We start from the raw sequence: 22585 nt of genomic DNA on the forward strand, positions 1-22585 counted from the left end.
TGTGGTGGATGGGGAGAGGATGAGCTCAGGGGGCGGGGGACCTCGCGTCGTCGTCGCAGCCGCAGGAACCGCGGAGGACGACCTCGACGGGCAGCTCGGTGTGCTGCCCCGTCGTGCTGGGGGTGCGACGGTCGACCAGGTCGAAGAGGCGCTCGGTGGCGATGCGCCCCATCTCCTCGGCCGGCACCCGCACGGTGGTGATGCCCGGGGTGGTGACCCGGGCGAGTCCGAAGTCGTCGAACCCGACCACGGAGACGTCGTCGGGTACTCGGATGCCTGCTCGGCGCAGGACCCGCAGGCCCCCGACGGCCATGTCGTCGTTGGCGAAGACGATGCCGTCGTGCTCGGCGCCGGACGCCAGGACCTGCTCGACCGCCGCGGCGCCGGACGCCTCGGACAGGTCGCCCTCGACGACGGCGACGTCGGACAGTCCGTGCGTGTCCGCGGCCCGGAGGAACCCGTCGCGCCGGTCGATGCCGGTCTGGTGGTCGAGCGTGCCGGTCACGTGCAGGAGCCGACGTCGGCCGTGCACGGTGACCAGGTGCTCGACGAGCCGTTCGGTCGCGGTGACGTCGTCGATGCCGACCGACACGGCACGTTCCAGGTGCGGGTAGTTGCCGATGAGGACCACGGGCAACCCGCTCGCGACCAGGGTCTGCACGTGGTCGTCGTCGATCGCGGCGCTGGTGACGATCGCACCGTCGGCGGTCCGGGACCGCATCACCCGCTCGTACGCGACACCGCCCGAGGACGTGTCGGCGTTCGTGGAGACGATCACCTGGGCGTCGTGGGCGTTCGCCGCGGTCGACATGCCGGTGAGCACGTGCATGAAGTACAGGTGGCCGAACACGTGCGTCGACGAGTTCGGCACGATGAGGGCGACCGCGTCGGCGCGCTGACTGCGCAGGGCCCGTCCGGCCGAGCTCGGCACGTAGCCGAGTTCGTCGGCAGCCTGCTTGACGGCGGCCCGTGTCTTCTCGCTGATCCGCTCGTGACCGGAGAGTGCCATGCTCGCGGCGGCCGAGGTCACCCCGACCGCGGCGGCGACGTCCTTCAGGGTCACGGACTTGGACACGGGGCGCCTCCTCGGAGTGGACGGGGCGGTTGTTTTATCGATTAACCGCTGCGGACAGTCTGCACCTGCTGAATCGATTGAGCAAGTGTTGTTGTGCGGCCGGACGGGAGGCGCGTGGCGGGACCGCCCCGCGCCTCCCGTCCGGCACCTGGATCAGTTGAAGCGGAACACCTGCGGCGCCTGGCCGTTGCAGTCGTACAGCTGCAGCGGCGTCTGGTTCGCGGTGTTGCCCGACGGGACGTCGAGGCACCGACCGGACTGCGGGTTCAGTACCGAGCCGTTCGCCTGCGGCACCCACTGCTGCCCACCGACCCCGTTGCACGTGTACAGCTCGAGGTGCGTGCCGTTCGCCGTCGCGTTGCCGTCGAGGTCCAGGCAGCGCCCGAGCGTGCGGATCGTGTGGTCGTTCGCGTTGTACGCCCACTGCTGGTCCGTCGTCTGCTCGTCGGTCAGCAGGGTCTGGCAGTCGAACACCTGCACCTGCTGCCCGTTCTGCTGCAGGTCGTTGCCCGCCACGTCGACGCACTTGCCGCCGATCGTGCCGATCGGCACCGCCGCGACGAACTTCTGCGCGGCGTTGCCGTTGCAGTCGTAGAGCTGCAGCGCGGTGCCGTTCGCGGTGTTGCCGGACGGATCGTCGAGGCACCGACCGGACTGCGGGTTCTTGATCGACCCGTCGGGCTGCACGATCCACTGCTGCCCGCCGACGCCGTTGCAGTCGTAGAGCTCGACGTGGGTGCCGTTCGCCGTGCCGTTGCCGTTCGCGTCCAGGCACCGTCCGAGCGTGCTCAGCGTGTGCGCTCCGTACACGCTGCCGAGCCAGTGCTGGTCGGCGGCGAGGGTCCGGCAGTCGTAGAGCTGCACGACCGCGGTGTTGCCGCCGGTGTCGTCACCGGCGACGTCGATGCACTTGCCGCCGGGGCCGGTGATGAACGCGCCGGGTCCCCCACCCGTCGAGACACCCTGGTAGCCCTGCGCGACGATGTTCGCCTGCACTGCGTCGTCCGCAGCGTCGGTCGAGTACCCGGTGGTCATCACGCCCTCGAAGAACGACTGCGTGCCGCGGTTCGAGTTGTCGCCGCCCGCGCCGAGCACGATCGAGCCCTCGAGCTTCATCGGCGTGTAGCCCTGACCGTCGGCGTCCCTGTCCGTCGGCAGCGCACCCTCGTACCACTTCGACAGCGAGCCGCCCTGCGAGTCACCGCCCTTCAGCGCGAAGTTCGCGACGCCGTCGTTCTTGAGGAGCGCGGTGACGAACTTGCTCGCGTTGCCGGTGTTCGCCGTGTTGATCGCCGTCTTCCCCTCGTAGACGCCGTTCTCGATGTCGGCCTGCACCCAGGGCCCGCGGCCCGCGCTGCCCTTGCCGTTGAGCATCGACAGGTTCAGGGCGTCCATGTGCCCCTTGCCGGTGTCCTTCGCCTGGGTCTCGACGTTGCCGAAGTCGGAGCAGCAGCCGTGGTTGACGTTCGTGCCGCTCGCGACCTCGTACATCGACTCCGGACTGGCCCCGCGCGCGGTGCCCTTGGCGACCGTGCTCGAGATCCGGTAGGCGACCTGCTGCGGCATGAACACGCCGTAGGCCTTGTGCCCGGCGACCGTGACCGGCAGCGCAGCGGCGTCGGCGGCGTGGTTCGCGGGTCCCGCGTCCCCGGCGCCGGCGACCGTCAGGTCGTTGTGGTTGCTGGTCTGGTCGTAGATCTTCGGGATCGTGCACGTCGTGCCGGAGCAGAAGGCGTCCTGCGTCGCGGCGTTCGCGTACCCGCCCGCGGCGAGGAGCCCGACGTCGGTGGTCGCCCCGTCCGAGGCGCGCTGCACCTGGTAGAGCGGCCCGTTGTAGGCGGCGAAGAGCGCCCGGGTGGAGCTGTACGCGGCGACGCACGCGGTACCCGCGCCGCCGTAGGTGTCGCAGGGGCCGTTCGTGGCGGCGGAGGCGGTGCCGACGCCGAACGTCGTGGCGAAGAGGCTGCCCGTGACGAGTGCGAGGGCGCCGAGTGCGGCGGCGACCGTGCGCCGTCGTCGTGGGGATGGTCTGGTGGTGCGCATGGTGGAGCGGTCCCTTCCGAGCGTCGTTGCTCATATGGCGGTCGTGAGCATCGGCGAACGATGCTTAAACGATTAAACAGATCATACGCGACGGAGCACGTCCGGGCCAGTGCCGATGGCCGATCAGCGACGGCCGACGCGGCTGCGACCCGGGCGCTTGCCTGCTCGTCTCGGCTCGACCACTCCGCGGGACCGACAGACCCCGCCGGTCGGTCGCCGGAGAACCGTCGCCCTGCCGTACCACTCGTGCAGCCGTGCCCCTTCCCCGGGGGCCACGGACGTCGTATGGTTTCCAGCGTTGTAAACGCGGCCGCCGAACCGGGCGACCGCGGTCACGGCCGTCGAACGGCCCGATGGACGACGTCGTCCACGAGGAGCACACTTGCGCGCCAACCCCGTCCGTTCCCGAGGGCAGCGCCGTGCGCTGTCCTCGGCCCTCGTCGCCGCGACCGCGCTGAGCATGCTCGGCCTCACGGCGCTCCCCGCCGCCGCGGACCCCGCGGCCGCCCGCACCGTCGTGTCCGGCCAGGCCCGGTTCGAGGTGCTCTCCCCCACCCTGATCCGGACCGAGTACGCCGGGGACTCGCGGTTCACCGACGGCAGCACGTTCAACGTCGTCGGCCGCGACGACTTCGCGCCGACACGGTTCACGAGGACCGAGCAGGACGGCTGGCTCACCATCGACACCGGCGCGATGCAGGTCCGGTACGAGGAGGGCTCGGGCCCGTTCACGCAGGACACCCTGCGGACCAGCCTGACCCTCCCGTCGGGGCAGCACGTCTCCGGGACGCCGTGGGTCACGAAGCCGACCCCGTCCTGCACGATCGGGACGCTGTGCGAGGCCGAGGCGCTCGGGCTCAGCGGCCTCTCGCTCGCCACCGACCACGGCGGCTACACCGGCGCCGGGTTCGCCGCGGGCTTCGAGTCCGTCGGCAACGCGGTGTCGTTCACCATCACGGCGTCGACGACCGGCTCGTACGACCTCGCCCTCCGCTACGCCAACAGCCAGGGCGGCGACGGCAAGGTCGCCACCCGGACGCTCACCGTCACCGTCGACGGCGGGACGGCGCAGACGATCAGCCTCGCCCCGGGTGCGGACTGGGACGACTGGCGGACCACCACCGCCGCGGCACTCGACCTGACCGCCGGCACGCACACCGTCCGCATCGAGCGGACCGCGGGCGACTCCGGGCAGGTGAACGTCGACAGCCTGGCCCTCGTGCCGAGCGGCGCCGCCTACCCGGCGCCGTCGACCGCCGCCGGCGGGCAGGACTGCGCCTTCGGGGTCGTCTGCCAGGCCGAGGACGCGGCGTTGACCGCTCCCGCGGACACGGCCACGAACCACAACGGCTTCGCCGGCACCGGCTTCGTCGCCGGGTTCGAGCGCAGCGGCGCCCAGCTGACCGTGCACGTCACCGGCGTCCCGACGGCCGGCGACCACGTCCTCCAGGTCCGCTACGCCAACGGCTCCGCGACCGTCCCGACGCTGACCGCCGCGCCCGCGGGCCAGGCGGCGACCACGGCCGAGCTGCCGAGGACGAGCGGCTGGGACGACTGGAACACCGTGTCCGTCCCGGTGCACCTCGCCGCGGGGACGAACGACGTGGTGATCGGCTGCCCGACCGTCGCGGCGAACTGCAACGTCAACTTCGACACGGTGGCCGTCGTCGACACCGCATCGCCGGTGCTCGCGGCGCACGCCCCGCTCGGCGGGTACCGCCGCGACCTCGACACCGCGAACGGGTCCGTCAAGACCAACCCGGGCCTGCTGTACCAGGACGGTTGGTCGCTCCTCGACGACAGCGCATCGGCCGGGTACGACCCGACGACGGACACCGTCACCCCCGCCGGTGACCACGGCGGGAAGCCGTACCAGGACGGCTACGTCTTCGGCTACGGCTCCGACTACCGCCACGCACTCCAGGAGCTCGCGGTCCTGACCGGACCGACGAAGCTCCTCCCCCGCTGGGCGTACGGCGTCTGGTACTCCGAGTACTACGACCGCTCGCAGGCCGACTACCTGGCGATCGCGAAGCGCTTCCGCGACGAGGGGGTCCCGGTCGACGTCATGGCGATCGACACGGACTACAAGACCGGCAGCACGACGAACGAGGGCGACAGCAAGTGGGACGGCTGGTCGGTCGACCCGGCCCGCATCCCTAACATGACCGGGCTGCTCGCCGACTGGCACGCCGAGGGCATCCACAACACCCTCAACATCCACCCGTCCATCTCGAGCAAGGACCCGAAGTTCGCGCAGGCGCAGGCCACCGCGAAGGGGAAGCTCACGAAGGGCGACGGCGACCGCTACCTGTTCGACTGGTCGGACCCCGACCAGCTCAAGGCCTACTTCGACCTGCACACGTCGATGCAGCCCGAGGGCGTCGACATGTGGTGGCTCGACTGGTGCTGCAGCGAGAACTCGAAGTACTCGGCGAACGGCGTCACCCCCGACGCCTTCATCAACCAGCAGTACGCGAAGGCGACGAACGAGGCCCTCGGCGGCCGCGGCCTGGCGTTCTCGCGGGCGTACGGCTCGCTGACCGCGGGCGGCTACGGCAACCCGCAGGCGGTCCCGACCGGCCCCTGGGCGGACAAGCGCACCACGGTGCACTTCACCGGCGACACCACGTCGTCGTGGGACATGCTCGCGGCCGAGGTCGGGTACACCCCGGGTGAGTCCGCAGCGACCGGCCTCGCGTCGATCAGCCACGACATCGGCGGCCACAACGGCGCGCAGTACGGCATCGAGGGCGCCGAGCCGGGCACGACCCAGCTGCCCGAGGACCTCTACGCCCGCTGGGTGCAGCTCGGGACCTTCCAGCCGATCGACCGCCTGCACAGCAACCACAGCGACCGGCTGCCCTGGCAGTACCCGGCCGCCGCGAACGCCTCGGCGAAGCAGTTCCTGAACCTCCGCGAGGACCTGCTCCCCCTGACGTACACGCTCGCCGCGCAGGCGACGGCGACCGGCACCCCGATCCTGCAGCCGCTCTACCTGCAGTACCCCGAGGCGCAGCAGTCCTACGCCCAGGCCGGCTCCGAGTACCTGTACGGCGCGGACGTCCTCGTCGCCCCGGTCACGACCGCGAACGACGCGGACACCGGCACCGCCACCCGCTCGGTGTGGTTCCCGGCCGGCAGCTCCTGGACCGACTGGTTCACGGGGAAGACCTACGCCGGTGGCACCACCGCCGACGTGACGACCGGACTCGACAGCATGCCCGTGTTCGTGAAGAGCGGTGGGATCGTCCCGACCCGCTCGCACCACGTCGCGAACGACGCGGCACCGCTCGACGCCGTCACCCTGACGGTGGCGACCGGCGCGGACGGCGCCTTCGACCTGTACGAGGACGCCGGTGAGGGCGCGACCAGCACGGCGGACGTGCGCGGCAAGGCGGCGGCGAGCAGTGCCTCCACGGCCGTCCGCTACACGCAGCAGGCGACCGGCGGCACGCTCGACATCGCCCCGGTGGACGGCACGTTCGCGGGCCAGGTGCAGGACCGCTCGTGGACCGCGACCTTCCGCGACGCGGACCGTCCGCGCACCGTGACCGTCGACGGCCGCCCGGTCGCCGACACGGCGTGGACCTACGACGCCGCCACGCGCACGCTCAGCGTGCCGGTCGACGAGCGGTCCGTGACCGAGCACACGGTCGTGCGGTTCAGCAGCGAGGCAGCCGCGACCCCGACGCTCCGGGTCGCGGACCCGCAGGTCGCCGCGGGTGCCGTGCAGACCGTGACGGGTGCGGGCTTCCCGGCCGACACCGACGTGGCGCTCGCCACCACGCCGGACCTCGGTGGCGCCACCGCGCACACCGACGCGGCCGGCGCGTTCTCGGCCGAGCTGGCGATGCCGGCCACCGCGTCCGGCCGGGTCACGGTGACGGCGTCGGTGGATGACACGGTGCTCGCCCGGGCGGCGTTCACGGTGACGCCCGCGGCGTCCGGGCCGGGTGCGACGCCGACCCCGACGCCCGGTGCGACGCCGGGAGCCGGCTCGCCCGGCGGGTCCGGTCCGGCGGCGGGTGCCGACGGAGCGGGGGCTGCCGCGGGCGCGGACGCAGCCGGGGGCCGCAACGGTGCCCTCGCGTGGACGGGTGCGGACCTGCTGCCGCTGGCGCTGCTGGCCGCGGGACTGCTCGCCGCGGGCGGGGTCGTGCTGACGGTGCGTCGCCGACGTCGCGTGCGCGGCTGACGGTCCGACGGCGTGACGGACGGGAGGCGCGGTGCCAGCGGGCACCGCGCCTCCCGTCCGTCCGTGGGACCCGTCAGAGCTCGACGGTCCCGTTCTCGATGGGGTCACGACCCGGGTCGCGCGTGACCGCGGCCCGGACGGTCTTCGCCACGTAGGCCGCCGTGCTCTTCGGCCCCTCCCAGTACTCGGCGGAGTCCGCCTCGACCCTGATCAGCGCGAGCCCCGGCGTCTCGAGTCCGTCCGGGAACCACGCCTGCAGCGGCTTCGCCCAGAGCTGCTCGGCCTTCTGCCGGTCGTGCACGACGCTCGCGCGCCCGGCGAGCGACGTCCACGAGTGCCCCTTCGTGTCGGAGAACGAGACGTTCACCTCGGGGTGCGCGGTGATCTGCCGGGCCTTGGCGGAGTCGTCGTAGGCGAAGAACCAGAGGTCGCCGTCGAACTCGGCCTCCTGGATCGCCATCGGGCGGCTGACGTGGCGACCGTCCTCGGTCATGGTGGTCAGCATCGCCACCTCGGCGTCGCCGAGCAGTTCGGCGACGTGGCGCTGGTCGTCGTGCGTGGTTCCGGACATGGTGGTCCCTCTTCCGTCGTGTGCCGGTTTCCTGTCGCCCCGCACGGTACGCGCCGCCCTCGACCGACCGGTCACCGTTCGAGCAGCATCCGTCGCGCCAATCGTGCGAGCTCGCGGGTGGCGGGGGACAACACCACCCCTGATCGCTGCACCAGGGCGATGACGTCGTGCAGCGGCTCCGCGAACGGCACCGTGTGCAGGCCGGCGGGGAAGTTCCGTCCCGCCGCCACCGCTCCGGACACGACCGTGTCCCCCGCTCCGCGCGCGACGAGGTCGAGCGCCGAGTCGATGTGCTCCACCTCGATCCGCGGGACCAGCGACACGCCGGCGAACTGCGCACGCTCCGCCAGCTGCCGTCGCGTCGGGTCCCGCCAGCCGTAGTGCGCGTCGTAGAGCACGAGGTCCGTCGCCGCGAGGTCCTCGATCGTCACGGGCCGCGCGGTGCGCTCCGGGTCGGCCGACGCGAACAGGACGTCGTCGCGACGCAGCGGCGTCACCTCGAGCCCCTCCGCGTCGATCGGCAGCACCACCAGGCCCGCCTCGAGCTCGCCCGCCGCGACGGCCTCGGCGACCTCGACCGAGTTCAGGCCGATCACCCGGAGCCGCACGTCCGGGTACCGGGCGTGGAAGCGCTCCAGCAGCCGGGAGAGGAAGTAGTAGTTCGCGTTCCGCAGGAGCCCGAACGTGGCGACGCCGCCCTGCAGACTCGTGAGCTCGCGTAGGGAGCGGTCGGCCGCGTCCGCTGCCTCGACGGCCTGCCGCGCGTGCGGGAGCAGTCCCTCCCCGGCCGCGGTCAGGACGAGACCGCGGCTGCTGCGGGTGAAGAGCCGGACACCGTACGTCTCCTCCATGCGCTTGACGAGCTCGGAGACCGAGGGCTGCGCCATCCCGAGCTGCACGGCGGCGGCCGAGAACGATCCGGCGGCGACGATGACCAGGAAGGCCCGGAGTTGGGTGAGCGTCACAGGGTCACCCTATGGCCGACCGTGGATCATCGGCCCTTGTCCTCTGTACCATCGCCGGTCAGGCTCGTCTCCATGAAGCTCAGCCCCCGGTTCTCCGCCGAGAACGCCCACCGGTTCTCGTTCGTCAAGGCCCCCGCCGTCGATGCCCCCGAGGCGCAGCGCGACCCCGCGGTCGCCGAGCGCGTCGCCGGCATGCTGGCCGAGATCGCCCGGGACGGCATCGAGGCCGTGCGACGGTACGCCACGGAGCTCGACGGTGCCGACGCGGTCGAGCTCAGCCGCGACGAGCTCGCCGCCACGGGCGACCGGCTCGACCCGGCGCTCCGTGCGGCCATCGAGCTCGGCGCCGAGCGCACCCAGCAGTTCGCCCGGCTCCAGCGCGACCACCTGACCGACTTCGAGGCCGAGCTCCTGCCGGGCCTGACCGTCGGCCAGCGCTACGTCCCGGTCGGCAGTGTCGGCGCGTACCTGCCGGCCGGGCGCTTCCCCCTGACCGCGAGCGCGTTCATGAGCGTCGGTGTCGCCAAGGCCGCCGGCGTGCCCACGGTGATCGCCTGCACGCCGCCGCAGCCGGACGGCGGGGTCAACGCCGCGGTCGCCTACGCCGCGTACGTGTCCGGCGTGGACCGGCTCTTCGTCGTCGGTGGCGTCCAGGCCCTGGCGGCGATGGCGTACGGGCTGCTCGGCGAGGCGCCGGTCGACATGATCGTCGGCGCCGGCAACGCGTTCGTCGCCGAGGCGAAGCGGCAGCTCTTCGGCACCGTCGCGATCGACCTGCTCGCCGGGCCGTCCGAGGTCGCGGTCATCGCCGACGAGACGGCCGATCCGGAGCTCGTCGCAGCGGACCTGCTCGGACAGGCCGAGCACGGCCCGAACTCCCCCGCCGCCCTCGTCACGACGTCGCGGGCACTCGGTGAGGCGGTCGTCGCCGAGGTCGAACGCCAGCTCCCCACCCTGTCGACGAACGCCATCTGCGGCCCGGCCTGGCACGACTTCGGGTCCGTCGTCGTCGTCGACGACCGCGAGTCCGCGGTGGCGGTCATGGACGAGCTCGCACCCGAGCACCTCGAGGTGCAGACCGCCGACGACGCCTGGTACCACGACCACCTCACGAACTACGGCTCGCTCTTCATCGGGCCGTGGAGCACGGTGGCGTACTCGGACAAGGGCATGGCGGGCACGAACCACACCTTGCCGACCGCCGGCGGCGCGAAGCACAGCGCCGGGCTGTCCGTCTCCCGGTTCCTCAAGCCCCTCACCTACCAGCGCATCGCCCGCGAGGCCACCCCGGCCCTCGCCGACGCCGTCGACGTCATCTCGGCCAGCGAGGGCATGTCCGCCCACCGCGCGACCGCGACGCTCCGCACCGACCGGCTCCACCGCAGCACGCTCCCCTCCCCCGAACTCACGACCCGGAAGTGACCATGACCGCAGCAGCACGACGGCGACCCCTGCTCGCCGCACTCCCAGCCATCGGACTCGTCGTCGCCCTCGCGGGGTGCTCTGCTCCCGGGGCCGGCGGTGGGAGCACGGGTGCCGACCAGCCCCAGATCACGAGCAAGGTGACGGCTGCCGACGTGCAGGACGGCGGCGACACCACCCTGACGATGTGGGCGGACGTCGCCGAGAAGCCCCTCATGGAGAAGCTCGTCCCCGCGTACGAGAAGGCGTACCCGAACGTCGACGTGAAGATCACGTACAAGAGCTTCGACGACCTGATCGCCACCGTCGTCAACGCCGCGAACTCCACGAACGCACCCGACCTCTTCCAGGGCAACATCGGGTACGCCGTCGACGGCGCCCTCGTCAAGGGGAAGCTCGTCCGGCCACTCGACGACGTCGCGAAGACCTACGGCTGGACGTCCGGTACCGGCGCGTCGACCCTGGCGCCCTCGGAGTGGAAGGCTGACGGGAGCACGTTCGGCTCCGGCACCCTCTACGGCATGTCGCCCATCAGCGAGGTGCAGGGCATCTACTACGACAAGGCGAAGCTCGACGCGCTCGGGCTCCAGCCGCCGACCTCGATCGACGACCTCGAGGCCGACCTGGCGAAGGCGAAGGCGGCCGGCGAGCAGCCGATCGTCCTGGGCAACTCGGACCAGTACGCCGCGACGCACGTCTTCTCCGACATCGCCGCCACGACGCAGGAGCCGAAGGACATCGCCGACTGGATCGGTGGGAAGTCGGGCAGCACCTTCGAGACCTCGGGCAACGTCGAGGCCGCGCAGACGATGCGCGACTGGGCGGAGAAGGGGTACTTCGGGACCGGGTACGACGGACTGAGCAACGAGGACGCGATCGCGCGCTTCGCCGGCGGCGACGGGGTCTTCTTCGTCGGCGGTTCGTGGAACGGCGCGTCGCTGAACGCCGAGGAGTTCGGCTTCGGCTCGCTGACCTCGGGCGGTGTCGGCGCGACCGCATCGCCGTGGCACATCAGCACGAAGTCCGAGCACCAGGACGCAGCGATCGCGTTCCTCGCCATGCTGCACACGCCGCAGACCGGCCAGTGGATCCTCGACACCGGTCGCCTGCCGGTCGTGACCGACGGCGTCTCGAGCTCGGACCCGCTGCAGGAGCAGACCCTCACCGCGCTGAAGGAGACCATCGCCGCGGGCACCCAGGTCGGCTACTACGACTGGACCACCACGGACATGCTGACGAAGATGGGCGGCTCGCTCCAGGAGGTGATGGCCGGCAGGACCACCCCGAAGGCCTTCACCGAGACGGTCCAGGAGACCTGGGCGAAGGCGCACGGCTGACATGACGACCGCACTCGCCCAGCGGGGCGAGGACCGGGAGGCCGTCCGGACGGCGCGACGAACGCGTCGCCCGGCGGCCTCCCGGCCCAGCTGGTCCTCGCTGCTCTACGTCGCGCCGGCACTCGCGTTCTTCGTGGTGTTCGTGGTCGTACCGATCGTCCAGTCCGTCCGGATCTCGTTCTACGACTGGGACGGGATCTCCGTCGCCACCCCGGCGGGCCTGTCGAACTACACCGCCGTGTTCACCGACGCCGACCTCCGCGAAGCGCTCGGCCACTCCCTCGTCCTGCTCGTCTTCTACGCCGCGCTGCCGGTGCTCGTCGGCCTGTTGCTCGCCGGGGCGATGTCCCGCATCCGGATCCACGGCCTGACGGTGCTCCGCGCGGTGCTGTTCCTGCCCCAGATCCTCTCGAGCGTCGTCGTCGCGGTCGCCTGGCGCGGCATCCTCGCCGACGACGGTCCGGTGAACAGCGCACTCCGCGCGGTCGGGCTCGGCAGCCTGACGCACACGTGGCTCGGTGACTTCGGCACGGCGCTGCCGTCCATCGGCCTCATCGGGACCTGGGTCGAGTACGGCCTCTGCATGGTCCTCTTCCTCGCCGGCATCGCGACGATCGACCGGTCCCTGTACGAGGCAGCCCGGCTCGACGGCGCCGGGGCGTTCCGCGAGTTCACCGCGATCACCCTGCCGGCACTCCGCCCGCAGATCTCCATCGCACTCATCCTGACGATCACGTTCGCGCTCCGGAACTTCGACCTCATCTGGAACACCACCCGTGGCGGTCCCGGTACGTCGACCACGGTCCCGAGCGTCTTCGTCTACCAGGACGCGTTCCAGGACCGCGCCCTCGGCCAGGCCTCGGCCCTCGCGGTCGTCCTGACCGTGCTCATCCTCGTGGTCGTCGGCGTCGTGCAGCTCGCGCTGCGCGAACGCCCGGACCGCGACCGTCGGAAGGGGGTCCGCGCATGAGGGTCGCCCGCACCGAGACGGCGCTGACGCACGCCGTCCTCGTCGTCGCCGCGCTGATCGCCGCGTTCCCGCTCGCGTCGGTCGTCGTCACCTCGCTGGGTGGCGGTCGGACGGGAGGCGCGGCGAGCGCCGGCAGCGGCGGCTTCGGCAACTACGTGGCCGCGTGGACGCAGGGCGGGTTCGGTTCCGCGCTCGTCTCCAGTGCCGTCGTGGCGATCACCGTCGTGGTGGTCACCGCGGCCGTCGCGTGTCTCGCCGGCTACGCACTGGCGCACATGCGCGTCCCCGGCGGCCGCATCCTGCTGGGCCTGCTGCTCGTCGGACTCGTCCTGCCGTACGAGGTCACGGTGCTGCCGCTCTACCAGATGCTCGCGGGTTGGGGTCTCGTCGACACCTACTGGGCGCTGATCCTGCCGCAGGTCGGCCTGTCGGTCCCGCTCGGGGTGTTCTGGATGCGGTCGTTCTTCGCGTCCGTGCCCGTCGAGCTGCTCGAGGCCGCACGGATCGACGGCGCCGGACGGTTCCGCATCCTGCGCGACGTCCTCATGCCGGTCGCGATGCCCGCCGTCGCCACCCTCGCGACGATCCTGTTCCTGTTCACGTGGAACGAGTTCCTGCTCGCGCTGGTGCTCGTGCCGCAGAACGAGGCCGTGCAGACCGCACCCCTGTCGCTGTCGTTCTTCTCCGGAGCGGAGCGCGGCGCGCAGCCCGACGTCACCGCGGCCGCGGCCGTCCTGGTCGCCCTGCCGATCGTCGTCGCCTACGTCGTGCTGCAGCGCCGCCTCATCACCGGACTCACCGAGGGGGCCGTCAAGTGAGCGGGATCGCCCGGCTGCGCTGCGACCAGGTCGCGCCGGTGCTCGGTGACGTCGCCGCGAACTCCGCGCTGGTGGTCGCGTCGGTGGAACGGGCGCTCGCAGACGGCGTCGACGTGCTCGTCCTGCCCGAGCTCGTCACCTGCGGGTACGTGTTCCGCGACCGCGACGAGGCGCTGCGGAGCGCGATCACGACCGACGACCCCCTGTTCGTCCGGATCCGGGGACTCCTCGACGGCACCGACACCGTGGTCGTGTTCGGCTTCGGCGAGCGCCAGGGCCAGCGGGTCCGGAACAGCGTCGCCGTCGTCGACGCATCGGGTACCCGCGCCGTGTACCGGAAGACGCACCTGTGGGACCGGGAGACGCTGGTCTTCGACGCCGGCGACGAGGCTCCCCCGGTCGTCGGGACGGTGCACGGCCGGATCGGCGTGCTCGTCTGCTACGACATGGAGTTCCCGGAGATGCCCCGCATGCTCGCCGTCGCCGGTGCCGACCTGATCGCAGTACCGACGAACTGGCCGGTCGGCGAGCACCCCGAGCGCGACCGTGTCGCCGAGGTCATCGCCGCACAGGCCACCGCCCGCGGCAACGGCGTCTTCATCGCCTGCTGCGACCGCGCCGGCACCGAGCGCGGACAGGACTGGAACGAGGCGAGCGTCATCGTCGACCAGTTCGGATGGGTCGTCGCCGAGGCGGCGCCGGCCGCCGGGAGCACCGCCGTCACCGCCGACGTGTTCCCGACGCTCGCGCGGGACAAGTCGACGAGCCCGCACAACGACTGGCTCGGGGACCGCCGCCCCGAGCTGTACGAACGAGAGGTCCCGCGCGCATGACGCCCGAGCACGACTGGTGGCGCACCGCCGTCATCTACCAGGTCTACCCACGGTCCTTCGCCGACCGCGACGGCGACGGCACCGGTGACCTGCCCGGCATCACCGCGCGCCTCGACCACGTCGCGGCGCTCGGCGCCGACGCGATCTGGTTGTCACCCTTCTACCCGTCGCCGCAGGCCGACGGCGGCTACGACGTGGCGGAGTACCGCACCGTCGACCCGATGTACGGCACCGATGCCGACGCCGACGCCCTGATCGCCCGCGCGCACGAGCTGGACCTGCGCGTCGTCGTCGACCTGGTGCCCAACCACTGCTCCGACCAGCACGAGCTGTTCCAGCGGGCGCTCGCCGCGCCTCCCGGCAGTGCCGAGCGGGGGATGTTCCACTTCCGCGACGGGCGCGGGCCCGAGGGCGACGAGCCGCCGAACGACTGGGAGTCGATGTTCCAGGGGCCGGCCTGGACCCGCGTGCGCGAGGCCGACGGCCGCCCCGGCCAGTGGTACCTGCACCTCTTCGCGCCGGAGCAACCGGACTGGAACTGGGACGACCCCCGCGTGCACGAGGAGTTCGCGACCACGCTGCGCTCCTGGCTCGACCGCGGCGTCGACGGGTTCCGTGTCGACGTCTGCGACGCGATCGTCAAGGCGCCCGGGCTGCCGGACTGGCCGCACGCCACGCACGGCGTGGTCGAGCCGATCGACGGCGTCATGCCGCCCATGTGGGACCAGGAGGGCATCCACGACGTCTTCCGCGAGTGGCGCCGGATCCTCGACGAGTACGAGGGACAGCGGATCCTGTGCGCCGAGGCGTGGCTGCCGCCCGAGCGCGCCGCCCGGATCGTCCGACCGGACGAGATGCACCAGGCGTTCAACTTCGCGTACCTGTCGCTGCCGTGGGACGCCGACGCGATCCGCGCGACCGTCGACACCAGCCTCGCCGCGAACCAGGCCGTCGGTGCGCCCACGACCTGGGTGCTGTCGAACCACGACGTGATGCGGCACGCGAGCCGCTTCGGGTACGAGGGACCGGTCGAGCTCGAGTCGGGCGTGGGCATCGACGACCCGCAGCCGGATCGTCCGCTCGGGCTGCGACGTGCCCGCGCTGCCACGCTCGTGATGCTCGGACTCCCGGGGTCCTCGTACCTGTACCAGGGCGAGGAGCTCGGGCTGCCGGAGGCCACGACGCTCCCCGACGAGGTGCGGCAGGACCCGGTGTGGGAGCGATCCGGCCGCGCGATCCGCGGTCGTGACGGCTGTCGCGTCCCGATCCCGTGGACCGCCGACGAGCCCGCGTTCGGCTTCGCCTTCGGTGTCGACGCGGACACGTGGTTGCCGCAGCCCGACGACTTCGGGCAGTTCGCCGTCGATCGGCAACGCGACGATCCCCGGTCGACGTTGACGATGTACCGCACGGCGCTCGCGGTCCGACGCGCGCACGACCTCGGCGCCGGCGAGCTGCGGTGGCTCGACGACCTGACGGTGCCGGGCAGCGGGGTGCTCGCGTGGACGAACGGGCTGGTCGCGGTCGTCGCGAACGCGGGCACCGCGCCGGTCGCACTGCCCGACGGCGAGGTGCTCGTCGCGTCCGTTCCCGACGCGGTGCAGGACGGGCACCTGCAGCGGGACGCGGCCGTCTGGGTGCTGCTGCGCGCGCACGGGCGCTGACGCACGAGGGCGCGACCGTCGAACCACGGAAGCGACGTCGAACCACGGTCTCCCCCTGGTTCGACGTCGTGTTCGTGGTTCGTCACGGGCGGCTCGAGCGCCGGTGGTCGCACATCGCCTGGTCGTCGGGTCGTCTGGCGCCGTCGGGCACCGTGTGTCCGGCGGCACACGGCGACGGACCGGTGGCGGTCCGGCGCCGCGCTCGTCGTACGCTCCCCGTCGTGGGGGAACTCGTGCTCGCCGTCCTGCTCGTGGCGGCGGTGGTCGCCGCGGTGGCGTGGGTCCCGCGACTACGGGCACCGGTCCGGCACCGCACCGGCGGCGTCCTGCGGCACCCGGGCACGTGGCTCGGCGTCGTCGTCGCGCTGTTCCTGGCGAACCAGGTCCTGGTCACCGCGTTCGTCGAGCAGACCTGGCACGGCGACCCGGACTCCGTCGCGCGGTACCTGCCGTCCGGGTGGTTCGCCCTCGCCGACCTCGGCCCGCTCGCCACCGCACTGCCCGCGTGGCCGTGGACCGTCCTGCACGTGCAGGCGGGCCTGGAGCTGCCGTTCGTGCTGCTCGCGTACCTGCTGGTGTGCCGGTGGTCCGGCGAGGAGGTCTTCGCACGCGTCCTCGCGGCACGTTGGCTGCTGTCGGGGGTGTCCACCGTGACGTTCTGCCTGATCGAGCTGGACCTGGCGAACCCGTGGACGCCGGTCGACCTCGTCGTCCGCGTCGCCTCCGGGATCGTCACGCCGCTGCTGCTCGCGCAGCTCGCACCCGGCGGCACCCGGTCGGCCGGGCTCGTGACGCTCGCCCTGTCGGCCGGAGCACTCGGCGTCCTGGTCCTCGCGGTCTACGACACCGCCACGCTGTACAACCTCGGACACCTGGCAGGGTGGGTGCCGGCTGCCGCCGCGGGCGGGGCGGTCCTGGCAGCGGCACGGTGGGTGGCCGCTCGTCGGTCCCGCGACCCGGCACCGCTCGCAGCGTCCGCGATCCGGTCGATCGGCTGGTTCCTCGTGCTCTTCGCCGTGCCGTCCCTGCCGCTGCGGTACGCGGTCACGTTCGGACTCCGTCCCCTCGCCCTCGCCGCCGGTGCCGTGCTCGTCCTGACGGCGCTCCGGCTGGGATGGGACCACGGGCGTCGGCGAGCGCTCGTGGGGATCGCGACCGTCGCCCTCGTCGCCGCGGCGGCCGGGTCACTGCTGACCGCCGGGTACCCCGAAGCGCGACTGCTCGTCGGCGCGGTCGCGTTCGTGCTCGCCGGGGCGGCGCTCTGCACGGTCCTCGACCGACGGAGGACGCCAAGACCCGGGCGGGACGGCACCCCGGGTCGGGACGGCGCACGCAGTCACGGAACCTGAACCGCCCTGTCAGGATCTGCCCGCCGACGACACCTCTCAGTACGAGCACCTGTTCGTCACACCAGGAGGGGACCGACGTTGCACCACACCACACGCCGCACCACGACCGCGTTCTTCGCGGTCTGCGCGGCCGCACTCGCACTGACCGGATGCGCCACCGAGGCCACCGCCACGAGCGCTGCGTCGCCGCCAGCGAACACGTCGAGCCCGTCGAGCCCGACGCACAATTCGAGCCCGTCGGCGAGCGCGCCCCGCTCGACCGCCACGGCCACGGCCACCGCCACCGCTCCCACTGCTGAGGGCACCGACGAGACCGGGTCGGCACTCGCGCAGCACATCCACGACGCGTGCAGCACCGGCGCCGACGAGTCCGGCGTCACGCTCACGTTCACCGCGGACCCGACCGGGTACACGACCGCGGACGGCCGCTACGAACTGGTCTACCCGTTCACCTTCGACGACGGTCACACCGACCCGTACGCCATCTGGAACTGCGTGCTCTCCGACGACACGGTCACCTCGACCTTCCTCGGCGCCGGCCTCGGCGACACACACTGAGGTCGGGCGCCCGACCCGACGGGCGCCCCCTCCGGACGGACGTCCGCCCCGGCTGCGCACAGCCTCAGCCGATCCGCCGGATGACACCAGCGACGGCGGAGCAGCGTGGGCGACACCGGACCCACCAGGAGGAAGCATGCTGCTCGAAGGCAAGACCATCGTCGTCACCGGCGGCAACAGCGGCATCGGCGAGCAGATCTGCCTCGCCGCCGCCGCGGAGGGCGCGAACATCGTCATCGACTACGTCGCCCACCCGGAGGCGACGGACTCGCTCATCGCCCGGATCGAGCAGGCCGGCGGCCACGCGGTCGGCGTCGACGCCGACATCACGAGCGCCGCGGACCTGCACACGATGGTGCAGAAGGCCGTCGACGCCTTCGGCTCGCTCGACGTCCTCGTGAACAACGCCGGGATCGAGGACCGGAAGTCCCTGCTCGAGGAGACCGAGGAGGGCTACGACAAGGTCATGGCCGTCAACGTGAAGAGCGCCTTCTTCGGCACGCAGGCTGCGGCGAAGCAGTTCATCGCCCAGGGGAACGGCGGCCTCGTGCTGAACATCTCGAGCGTCCACGAGGACTGGCCGATGCCCGGCAACCTCGCCTACTGCGTGTCGAAGGGCGGGATGCGCATGCTCGCCCGCAGCGGCGGCGTGGAGCTCGGACCGCACGGCGTCCGGATCGTGAACATCGCCCCCGGCGCCGTCGACACCCCGATCAACACCGCGACGACCTCGGACCCCGACAAGCTCAAGCAGCTCGACGACGCCATCCCGCTCGGCCGCCCGGCGAAGCCGCACGAGATCGCCGAGGTCGTCGTGTTCCTGGCGTCGGGCAAGGCCGCCTACATGACCAGCACGACCGTCACCATCGACGGCGGGATCTCGCAGGGCAGCGTCGGGCTGTGACCGTCAGACGGGCGCCGGTGACGCGGCCTACCCGGGAGCGGCGATCCGGGCCGACACGCCCGCGGTCGCCAGGTCGACGCGCGCGCGGGCGCGTTCCTCGTCGTCCCCGAACCGGTCGATCCCCCAGGACAGCGCGGTCAGCAGCTCGAAGACCTCCGCCGCCGGCACGACCGGCTCGCGGCCGCCGCTCGCACGGCGGAGGAAGTCCTCGGTGCGGGCGGTCAGTCGTTCGCTCACCGGCTGGACCGGGTTGCCGTCGTCGTCCTTCGTGCGCGCGATGCACGTGGGCAGGTCCTGCCAGGTGCGCAGCCGCCAGGTGAGCTGGAACATCCACTCGCGGAGCGCCGCCGCCGGGTCCCGTTCCGCCATCGACCGGGACGCTGCGAGCAGCGTCTCGACGCTCTCCTCGACCACGGCAGCCAGGAGGTCGTCGCGCGTCGGGAAGTTCCGGTAGAGCGTCGCGTTGCCGACACCTGCCCGGACGGCGATCCCGTCGGTCGAGGCGTTGATCCCCTCGTCCTCGAAGCAGGCCCGTGCCGCGTCGAGGATGGCCTCGCGGTTGCGCTGGGCGTCGGCGCGCACGTGGTCTCCTCGGGTGCTCGACAAACTGGGGACTGTCCCCACATACTGAGAGCGGGGAGCGTCCCCACTTCGATCAGCCTACCGCAGGAGCACCCATGACCCAGCAGCTCGAGAACCGCACCGTCCTCGTCACCGGCGCCAACGGCGGACTCGGCACCGAGTTCGTCCGGCAGGCGCTGGAGCGCGGCGCCCGCCGTGTGTACGCCGCCGCTCGCGCTCCGCGGGAGTGGGACGACGAGCGCATCGTCCCCCTCGGTCTCGACGTCACCGATCCGTCGTCGATCGCCGCAGCCGCCGCCGAGGCCACCGACGTCGACCTCGTCGTCAACAACGCGGGCATCGCTCCGGCGAGCGACGCGAGCATCGCGGCCCCGTCGGAACGATCGCTCGAGGACGTCTTCGCGACCAACACCCTCGGCCCGATCCGGGTCGCCGCCGCGTTCGCGCCCGTGCTCGCGTCGAACGGCGGTGGTGCGGTGCTCACCGTCCTGTCCCTCGCCGCCTGGGTCCCGCTGCCGACCGTCTACGCTGCGTCCAAGGCCGCCGCCTGGGCCGCGACGAACGGCCTGCGGGTCGAGCTCGCCGCCCAGGGCACGACGGTCACCGGTGTGATCGTGGGCATGGTCGACACCGCGATGGGTGCCCGCTTCGACGTCCCGAAGGTCGCGCCCGCCGACGTCGTCGCGCAGTCGTACGACGGGGTGGTCGCGGGCGCGTCCGAAGTCCTCGCCGACGAGGACTCCCGGCTGGTCAAGTCGATGCTCTCGCGGCCCGCCGAGGAGCTCGCTGCGGCCACGGCCGCGGCAGCGGCCGTGGTGACCAGCTGACACGGCCGGTCGCGGCACACGTCGGACGGGAGGCCCGGTGCCGGCTGGCACCGGGCCTCCCGTCCGTCACTGGGTCCGGACGGACGCGCCGGTCAGGGACCGGGGACCGCGACGCGGACGGCGCTGATCCGGCCGGCGCGCGTGCGCGCGGTCACCGCCGGGTCGTAGCTGTCGGCGGTCGCGAGGTAGAGCGTGCGGCCGTCCTCGCCGCCGAGCGCGCAGTCGACGGCACACAGCCCGGGGGCGTCGATGCGGTCCGTCACCGTGCCGCCCTCCACGACGCGGAGGAACTCCCCCGTGTCGACCGAGCAGACCCAGATGCCGCCCTCCGCGTCGACGGCGCTGCCGTCCGGCGTGGTCCCCTCCGGAAGGGCTGCCCACTCCCGTCGACCGCCCAGCGACCCGTCCACCGCGATGTCGAACGCGGTGAGGCGGCCACCCCAGGTCTCGCTGACGACCAGCGTCCGGGTGCCGGGCAGCACGTTCATGCTGTTCGGGAAGACCAGGCCGTCGGCGGCGGGCCGGACGGAGCCGTCGGGGTCGACGACGTACAGCGGGCCGGGCCGGAGCTCCTCGCCGCCGTAGAGGTCGTACCCGAACGCGCCGATGTAGGTGCGACCGGTCGTCTCGTCGACGACCAGGTCGTTGACGAGCGAGGACTCGATCGGCGACAGGTCCGCGAACACCGACTGCGTGCCGTCGGCGTCGACGGCGACGATCGACCGCGCGTTCATGGCGCTGACGATCAGTCGACCGTCCGACAGCCAGCCGAGCCCGGACGACTGCCCGTCGATCGTCGCCTCGAGCCGGGGGCCGGCGCCGGTCACGGGGTCGAGGGAGAACACCTCGCCCGTGTGCATGTCGGAGTACCAGAGCCGGCCGTCGTGCCAGCGGTTGCCCTCGGGGAACCGGATGCCGGAGACGACCTCGGTCGCGGAGTCGATGGTGGTGTGCACGCGTCCAGCCTGCCAGGCCGACCTGCCACGTCACCCTTCGTCGACGCCGGTCGGCGCCGCCGGGCTGGGATCGTCGCAGCGAGGCGGGAAGGCCCCGCACCACCACGACAGATCGGATCACCATGCGTCCTCACAAGTCCGCCGCGCTCCTGTGCGCCTCGGCCGCCGTCGCGATCGGCGCCGCCACGCTCGTGCCGTCCGCGGCGTTCGCGCACGGGTTCGTCGGCGACGACTCGGGCGACCCCGGGCAGACGCTCACCGCACGTGCCGCCCTGAAGGCGAACGGCGACATGGGCGGCGCGCAGTGGGAGCCGCAGAGCCTCGAGGCTCCGAAGGGCTTCCCCGCCGCCGGTCCCGCCGACGGGCACCTCGCCTCCGCGGGCAACGCGAAGTGGTCGGCTCTCGACGAGCAGCGCGAGGACCGCTGGCAGAAGAACGTCGTCGAGCAGGGCGACGTCACCGTCAACTGGAAGTTCACCGCCCCGCACATGACCTCGCAGTGGCGCTACTTCATGACGAAGGAGGGCTGGGACCCGAACGACGAACTCGACCGCGACGACCTCGAGCTCATCGAGACCGTCTCGCACGACGGCTCCGCGGCGTCGAACAACCCGTCGCACCACATCACGATCCCGTCCGACCGCGAGGGCTACCACGTCATCTACGCCGTCTGGGACGTGGCCGACACCGCGAACGCGTTCTACAACGTCATCGACGTCGACGTGCAGCCCGGCGACGGGGAGACCCCGGAACCGGTCCAGGACACCGAGGCACCCGGCACGGTGCCCGACGCCGCGGCCCGCGCGGTCAGCTCCACCGAGGCCGAGGTCACCTGGGGCGCGGCGACGGACGACGTCGGGGTCGCTCGGTACCAGGTCGTCGAGCTCGGCGCGACCGAGGACGACTTCCGCGTCGTCCAGGAGGTCGCCGCCACCCAGCGCTCCACCCGCCTCACCGGTCTGACCCCGGGCGAGCTCTACGACTTCGGCGTCCGCGCCGTGGACGCGGCGGGCAACATCGGCCTCGCCCACGCGATCCTGACCGTCCGGATGCCCGAGCAGGCCGCCGCTCCGGCCGCACCGCAGCACCTGCACGACATGGGCACGACCGAGTCCACCGTGTCGCTGATGTGGACCGCGGGGGACGACACCCGGGGCGTCCGCTACGAGGTCCTCCGCGACGGCGAGCAGGTCGGCGAGACCGGCGCGACGACCTTCGTGGACGTCGGGCTCCGCGCGGGCACGCGGCACGAGTACACGGTCCGGGCGGTGAACACGGAGGGCGTCGCGTCCGCGCTGTCGAACACGCACGTCGCGACCACGAAGAGCGACGCCGGCTCGGAGTACCCGGCGTGGGACGCACACGCCGCCTACACGAAGGGCGACCGGGTCACGCACGAGGGCACGGCGTACGAGGCCGTGCAGTCGCACCAGGGCCACGGTGACCCGAACTGGATCACCGCACTCTCGCTCTGGGAGCCGGTCCGCTAGGGACGGTCTCCGGTCCCGACCCA

The 22585-nt window shown here is 72.3% G+C and carries 18 protein-coding genes; 12 read left to right on the plus strand and 6 right to left on the minus strand.

Annotation, left to right across the window (positions count from 1 at the left end; all coding sequences use genetic code 11):
* Positions 1–25: 25 nt before the first annotated feature.
* Both QUG92_RS15390 and QUG92_RS15395 read right to left on the minus strand, forming a co-directional pair.
* On the minus strand, positions 26–1075 hold the full coding sequence (locus QUG92_RS15390; protein WP_289459842.1) for a LacI family DNA-binding transcriptional regulator: 1050 nt from the start codon (positions 1073–1075) through the stop codon (positions 26–28).
* A 153-nt stretch (positions 1076–1228) separates the two neighbouring features.
* Entirely contained in the window at positions 1229–3118 is a 1890-nt protein-coding gene (locus QUG92_RS15395) for an arabinofuranosidase catalytic domain-containing protein (RefSeq protein ID WP_182046254.1), read from the minus strand.
* 382 nt (positions 3119–3500) lie between these two features.
* Here QUG92_RS15395 and QUG92_RS15400 point away from each other — a divergent pair, with 382 nt between their 5' ends.
* The gene (locus QUG92_RS15400) at positions 3501–7316 is read left to right on the plus strand and encodes a TIM-barrel domain-containing protein (protein WP_289459843.1); all 3816 of its coding nucleotides are present in this window, start codon (positions 3501–3503) and stop codon (positions 7314–7316) included.
* Positions 7317–7389: 73 nt separating this feature from the next.
* On the opposite strand, the gene QUG92_RS15405 is transcribed toward QUG92_RS15400, so the two are convergent.
* Together QUG92_RS15405 and QUG92_RS15410 are read right to left on the minus strand one after the other, a co-directional pair.
* Positions 7390–7887, minus strand: a complete 498-nt coding sequence (locus QUG92_RS15405; protein ID WP_289459844.1) for a pyridoxamine 5'-phosphate oxidase family protein — start codon at positions 7885–7887, stop codon at positions 7390–7392.
* A 71-nt stretch (positions 7888–7958) separates the two neighbouring features.
* Complete coding sequence (locus QUG92_RS15410; RefSeq protein WP_289459845.1) at positions 7959–8852, minus strand: LysR family transcriptional regulator; 894 nt, start codon at positions 8850–8852, stop codon at positions 7959–7961.
* A 72-nt stretch (positions 8853–8924) separates the two neighbouring features.
* Between QUG92_RS15410 and hisD the strand changes: the two genes are divergently transcribed.
* From hisD to QUG92_RS15455, 9 genes are all read left to right on the plus strand, one after another.
* A complete protein-coding gene (gene hisD / locus QUG92_RS15415; RefSeq protein ID WP_289459846.1) occupies positions 8925–10274 on the plus strand; it encodes a histidinol dehydrogenase in 1350 nt (449 codons plus the stop codon).
* A gap of 2 nt (positions 10275–10276) precedes the next feature.
* Entirely contained in the window at positions 10277–11611 is a 1335-nt protein-coding gene (locus QUG92_RS15420; RefSeq protein WP_289459847.1) for an ABC transporter substrate-binding protein, read from the plus strand.
* Position 11612: 1 nt separating this feature from the next.
* Positions 11613–12581, plus strand: a complete 969-nt coding sequence (locus QUG92_RS15425) for a carbohydrate ABC transporter permease (protein ID WP_182046258.1) — start codon at positions 11613–11615, stop codon at positions 12579–12581.
* A complete protein-coding gene (locus QUG92_RS15430) occupies positions 12578–13399 on the plus strand; it encodes a carbohydrate ABC transporter permease (protein WP_069712919.1) in 822 nt (273 codons plus the stop codon). The genes QUG92_RS15425 and QUG92_RS15430 overlap by 4 nt, the downstream gene beginning before the upstream one ends.
* A complete protein-coding gene (locus QUG92_RS15435) occupies positions 13396–14232 on the plus strand; it encodes a nitrilase-related carbon-nitrogen hydrolase (protein WP_289459848.1) in 837 nt (278 codons plus the stop codon). Before QUG92_RS15430 ends, QUG92_RS15435 begins: the two co-directional genes overlap by 4 nt.
* A complete protein-coding gene (locus QUG92_RS15440) occupies positions 14229–15896 on the plus strand; it encodes a glycoside hydrolase family 13 protein (protein WP_289459849.1) in 1668 nt (555 codons plus the stop codon). Before QUG92_RS15435 ends, QUG92_RS15440 begins: the two co-directional genes overlap by 4 nt.
* A 221-nt stretch (positions 15897–16117) precedes the next feature.
* Entirely contained in the window at positions 16118–17245 is a 1128-nt protein-coding gene (locus tag QUG92_RS15445) for a hypothetical protein (RefSeq protein WP_289459850.1), read from the plus strand.
* A gap of 78 nt (positions 17246–17323) precedes the next feature.
* Positions 17324–17803 (plus strand): hypothetical protein, encoded by a 480-nt coding sequence (locus QUG92_RS15450; protein ID WP_289459851.1) that lies wholly within the window; start codon positions 17324–17326, stop codon positions 17801–17803.
* 136 nt (positions 17804–17939) lie between these two features.
* Positions 17940–18707 (plus strand): SDR family NAD(P)-dependent oxidoreductase, encoded by a 768-nt coding sequence (locus QUG92_RS15455; protein WP_289459852.1) that lies wholly within the window; start codon positions 17940–17942, stop codon positions 18705–18707.
* A 27-nt stretch (positions 18708–18734) separates the two neighbouring features.
* On the opposite strand, the gene QUG92_RS15460 is transcribed toward QUG92_RS15455, so the two are convergent.
* Positions 18735–19289: a TetR/AcrR family transcriptional regulator gene (locus QUG92_RS15460; RefSeq protein ID WP_289459853.1), complete on the minus strand. Its 555-nt coding sequence runs from the start codon at positions 19287–19289 to the stop codon at positions 18735–18737.
* A 95-nt stretch (positions 19290–19384) separates the two neighbouring features.
* On the opposite strand from QUG92_RS15460, the gene QUG92_RS15465 reads away from it, so the two are divergent.
* Positions 19385–20116 carry an SDR family oxidoreductase gene (locus tag QUG92_RS15465; protein WP_289459854.1) on the plus strand — a complete coding sequence of 244 codons (732 nt, stop codon included), beginning with the start codon at positions 19385–19387 and terminating at the stop codon, positions 20114–20116.
* 92 nt (positions 20117–20208) lie between these two features.
* Here the strand turns inward: QUG92_RS15465 and QUG92_RS15470 are convergent, their stop codons facing one another.
* Positions 20209–21072 (minus strand): SMP-30/gluconolactonase/LRE family protein, encoded by an 864-nt coding sequence (locus tag QUG92_RS15470; protein WP_289459855.1) that lies wholly within the window; start codon positions 21070–21072, stop codon positions 20209–20211.
* 122 nt (positions 21073–21194) lie between these two features.
* Here QUG92_RS15470 and QUG92_RS15475 point away from each other — a divergent pair, with 122 nt between their 5' ends.
* Positions 21195–22562 carry a lytic polysaccharide monooxygenase gene (locus QUG92_RS15475; RefSeq protein ID WP_289459856.1) on the plus strand — a complete coding sequence of 456 codons (1368 nt, stop codon included), beginning with the start codon at positions 21195–21197 and terminating at the stop codon, positions 22560–22562.
* The last annotated feature ends 23 nt before the right edge of the window (positions 22563–22585 follow it).

This window comes from Curtobacterium citri (assembly GCF_030362955.1).
Taxonomy (GTDB): Bacteria; Actinomycetota; Actinomycetes; order Actinomycetales; family Microbacteriaceae; genus Curtobacterium; species Curtobacterium citri.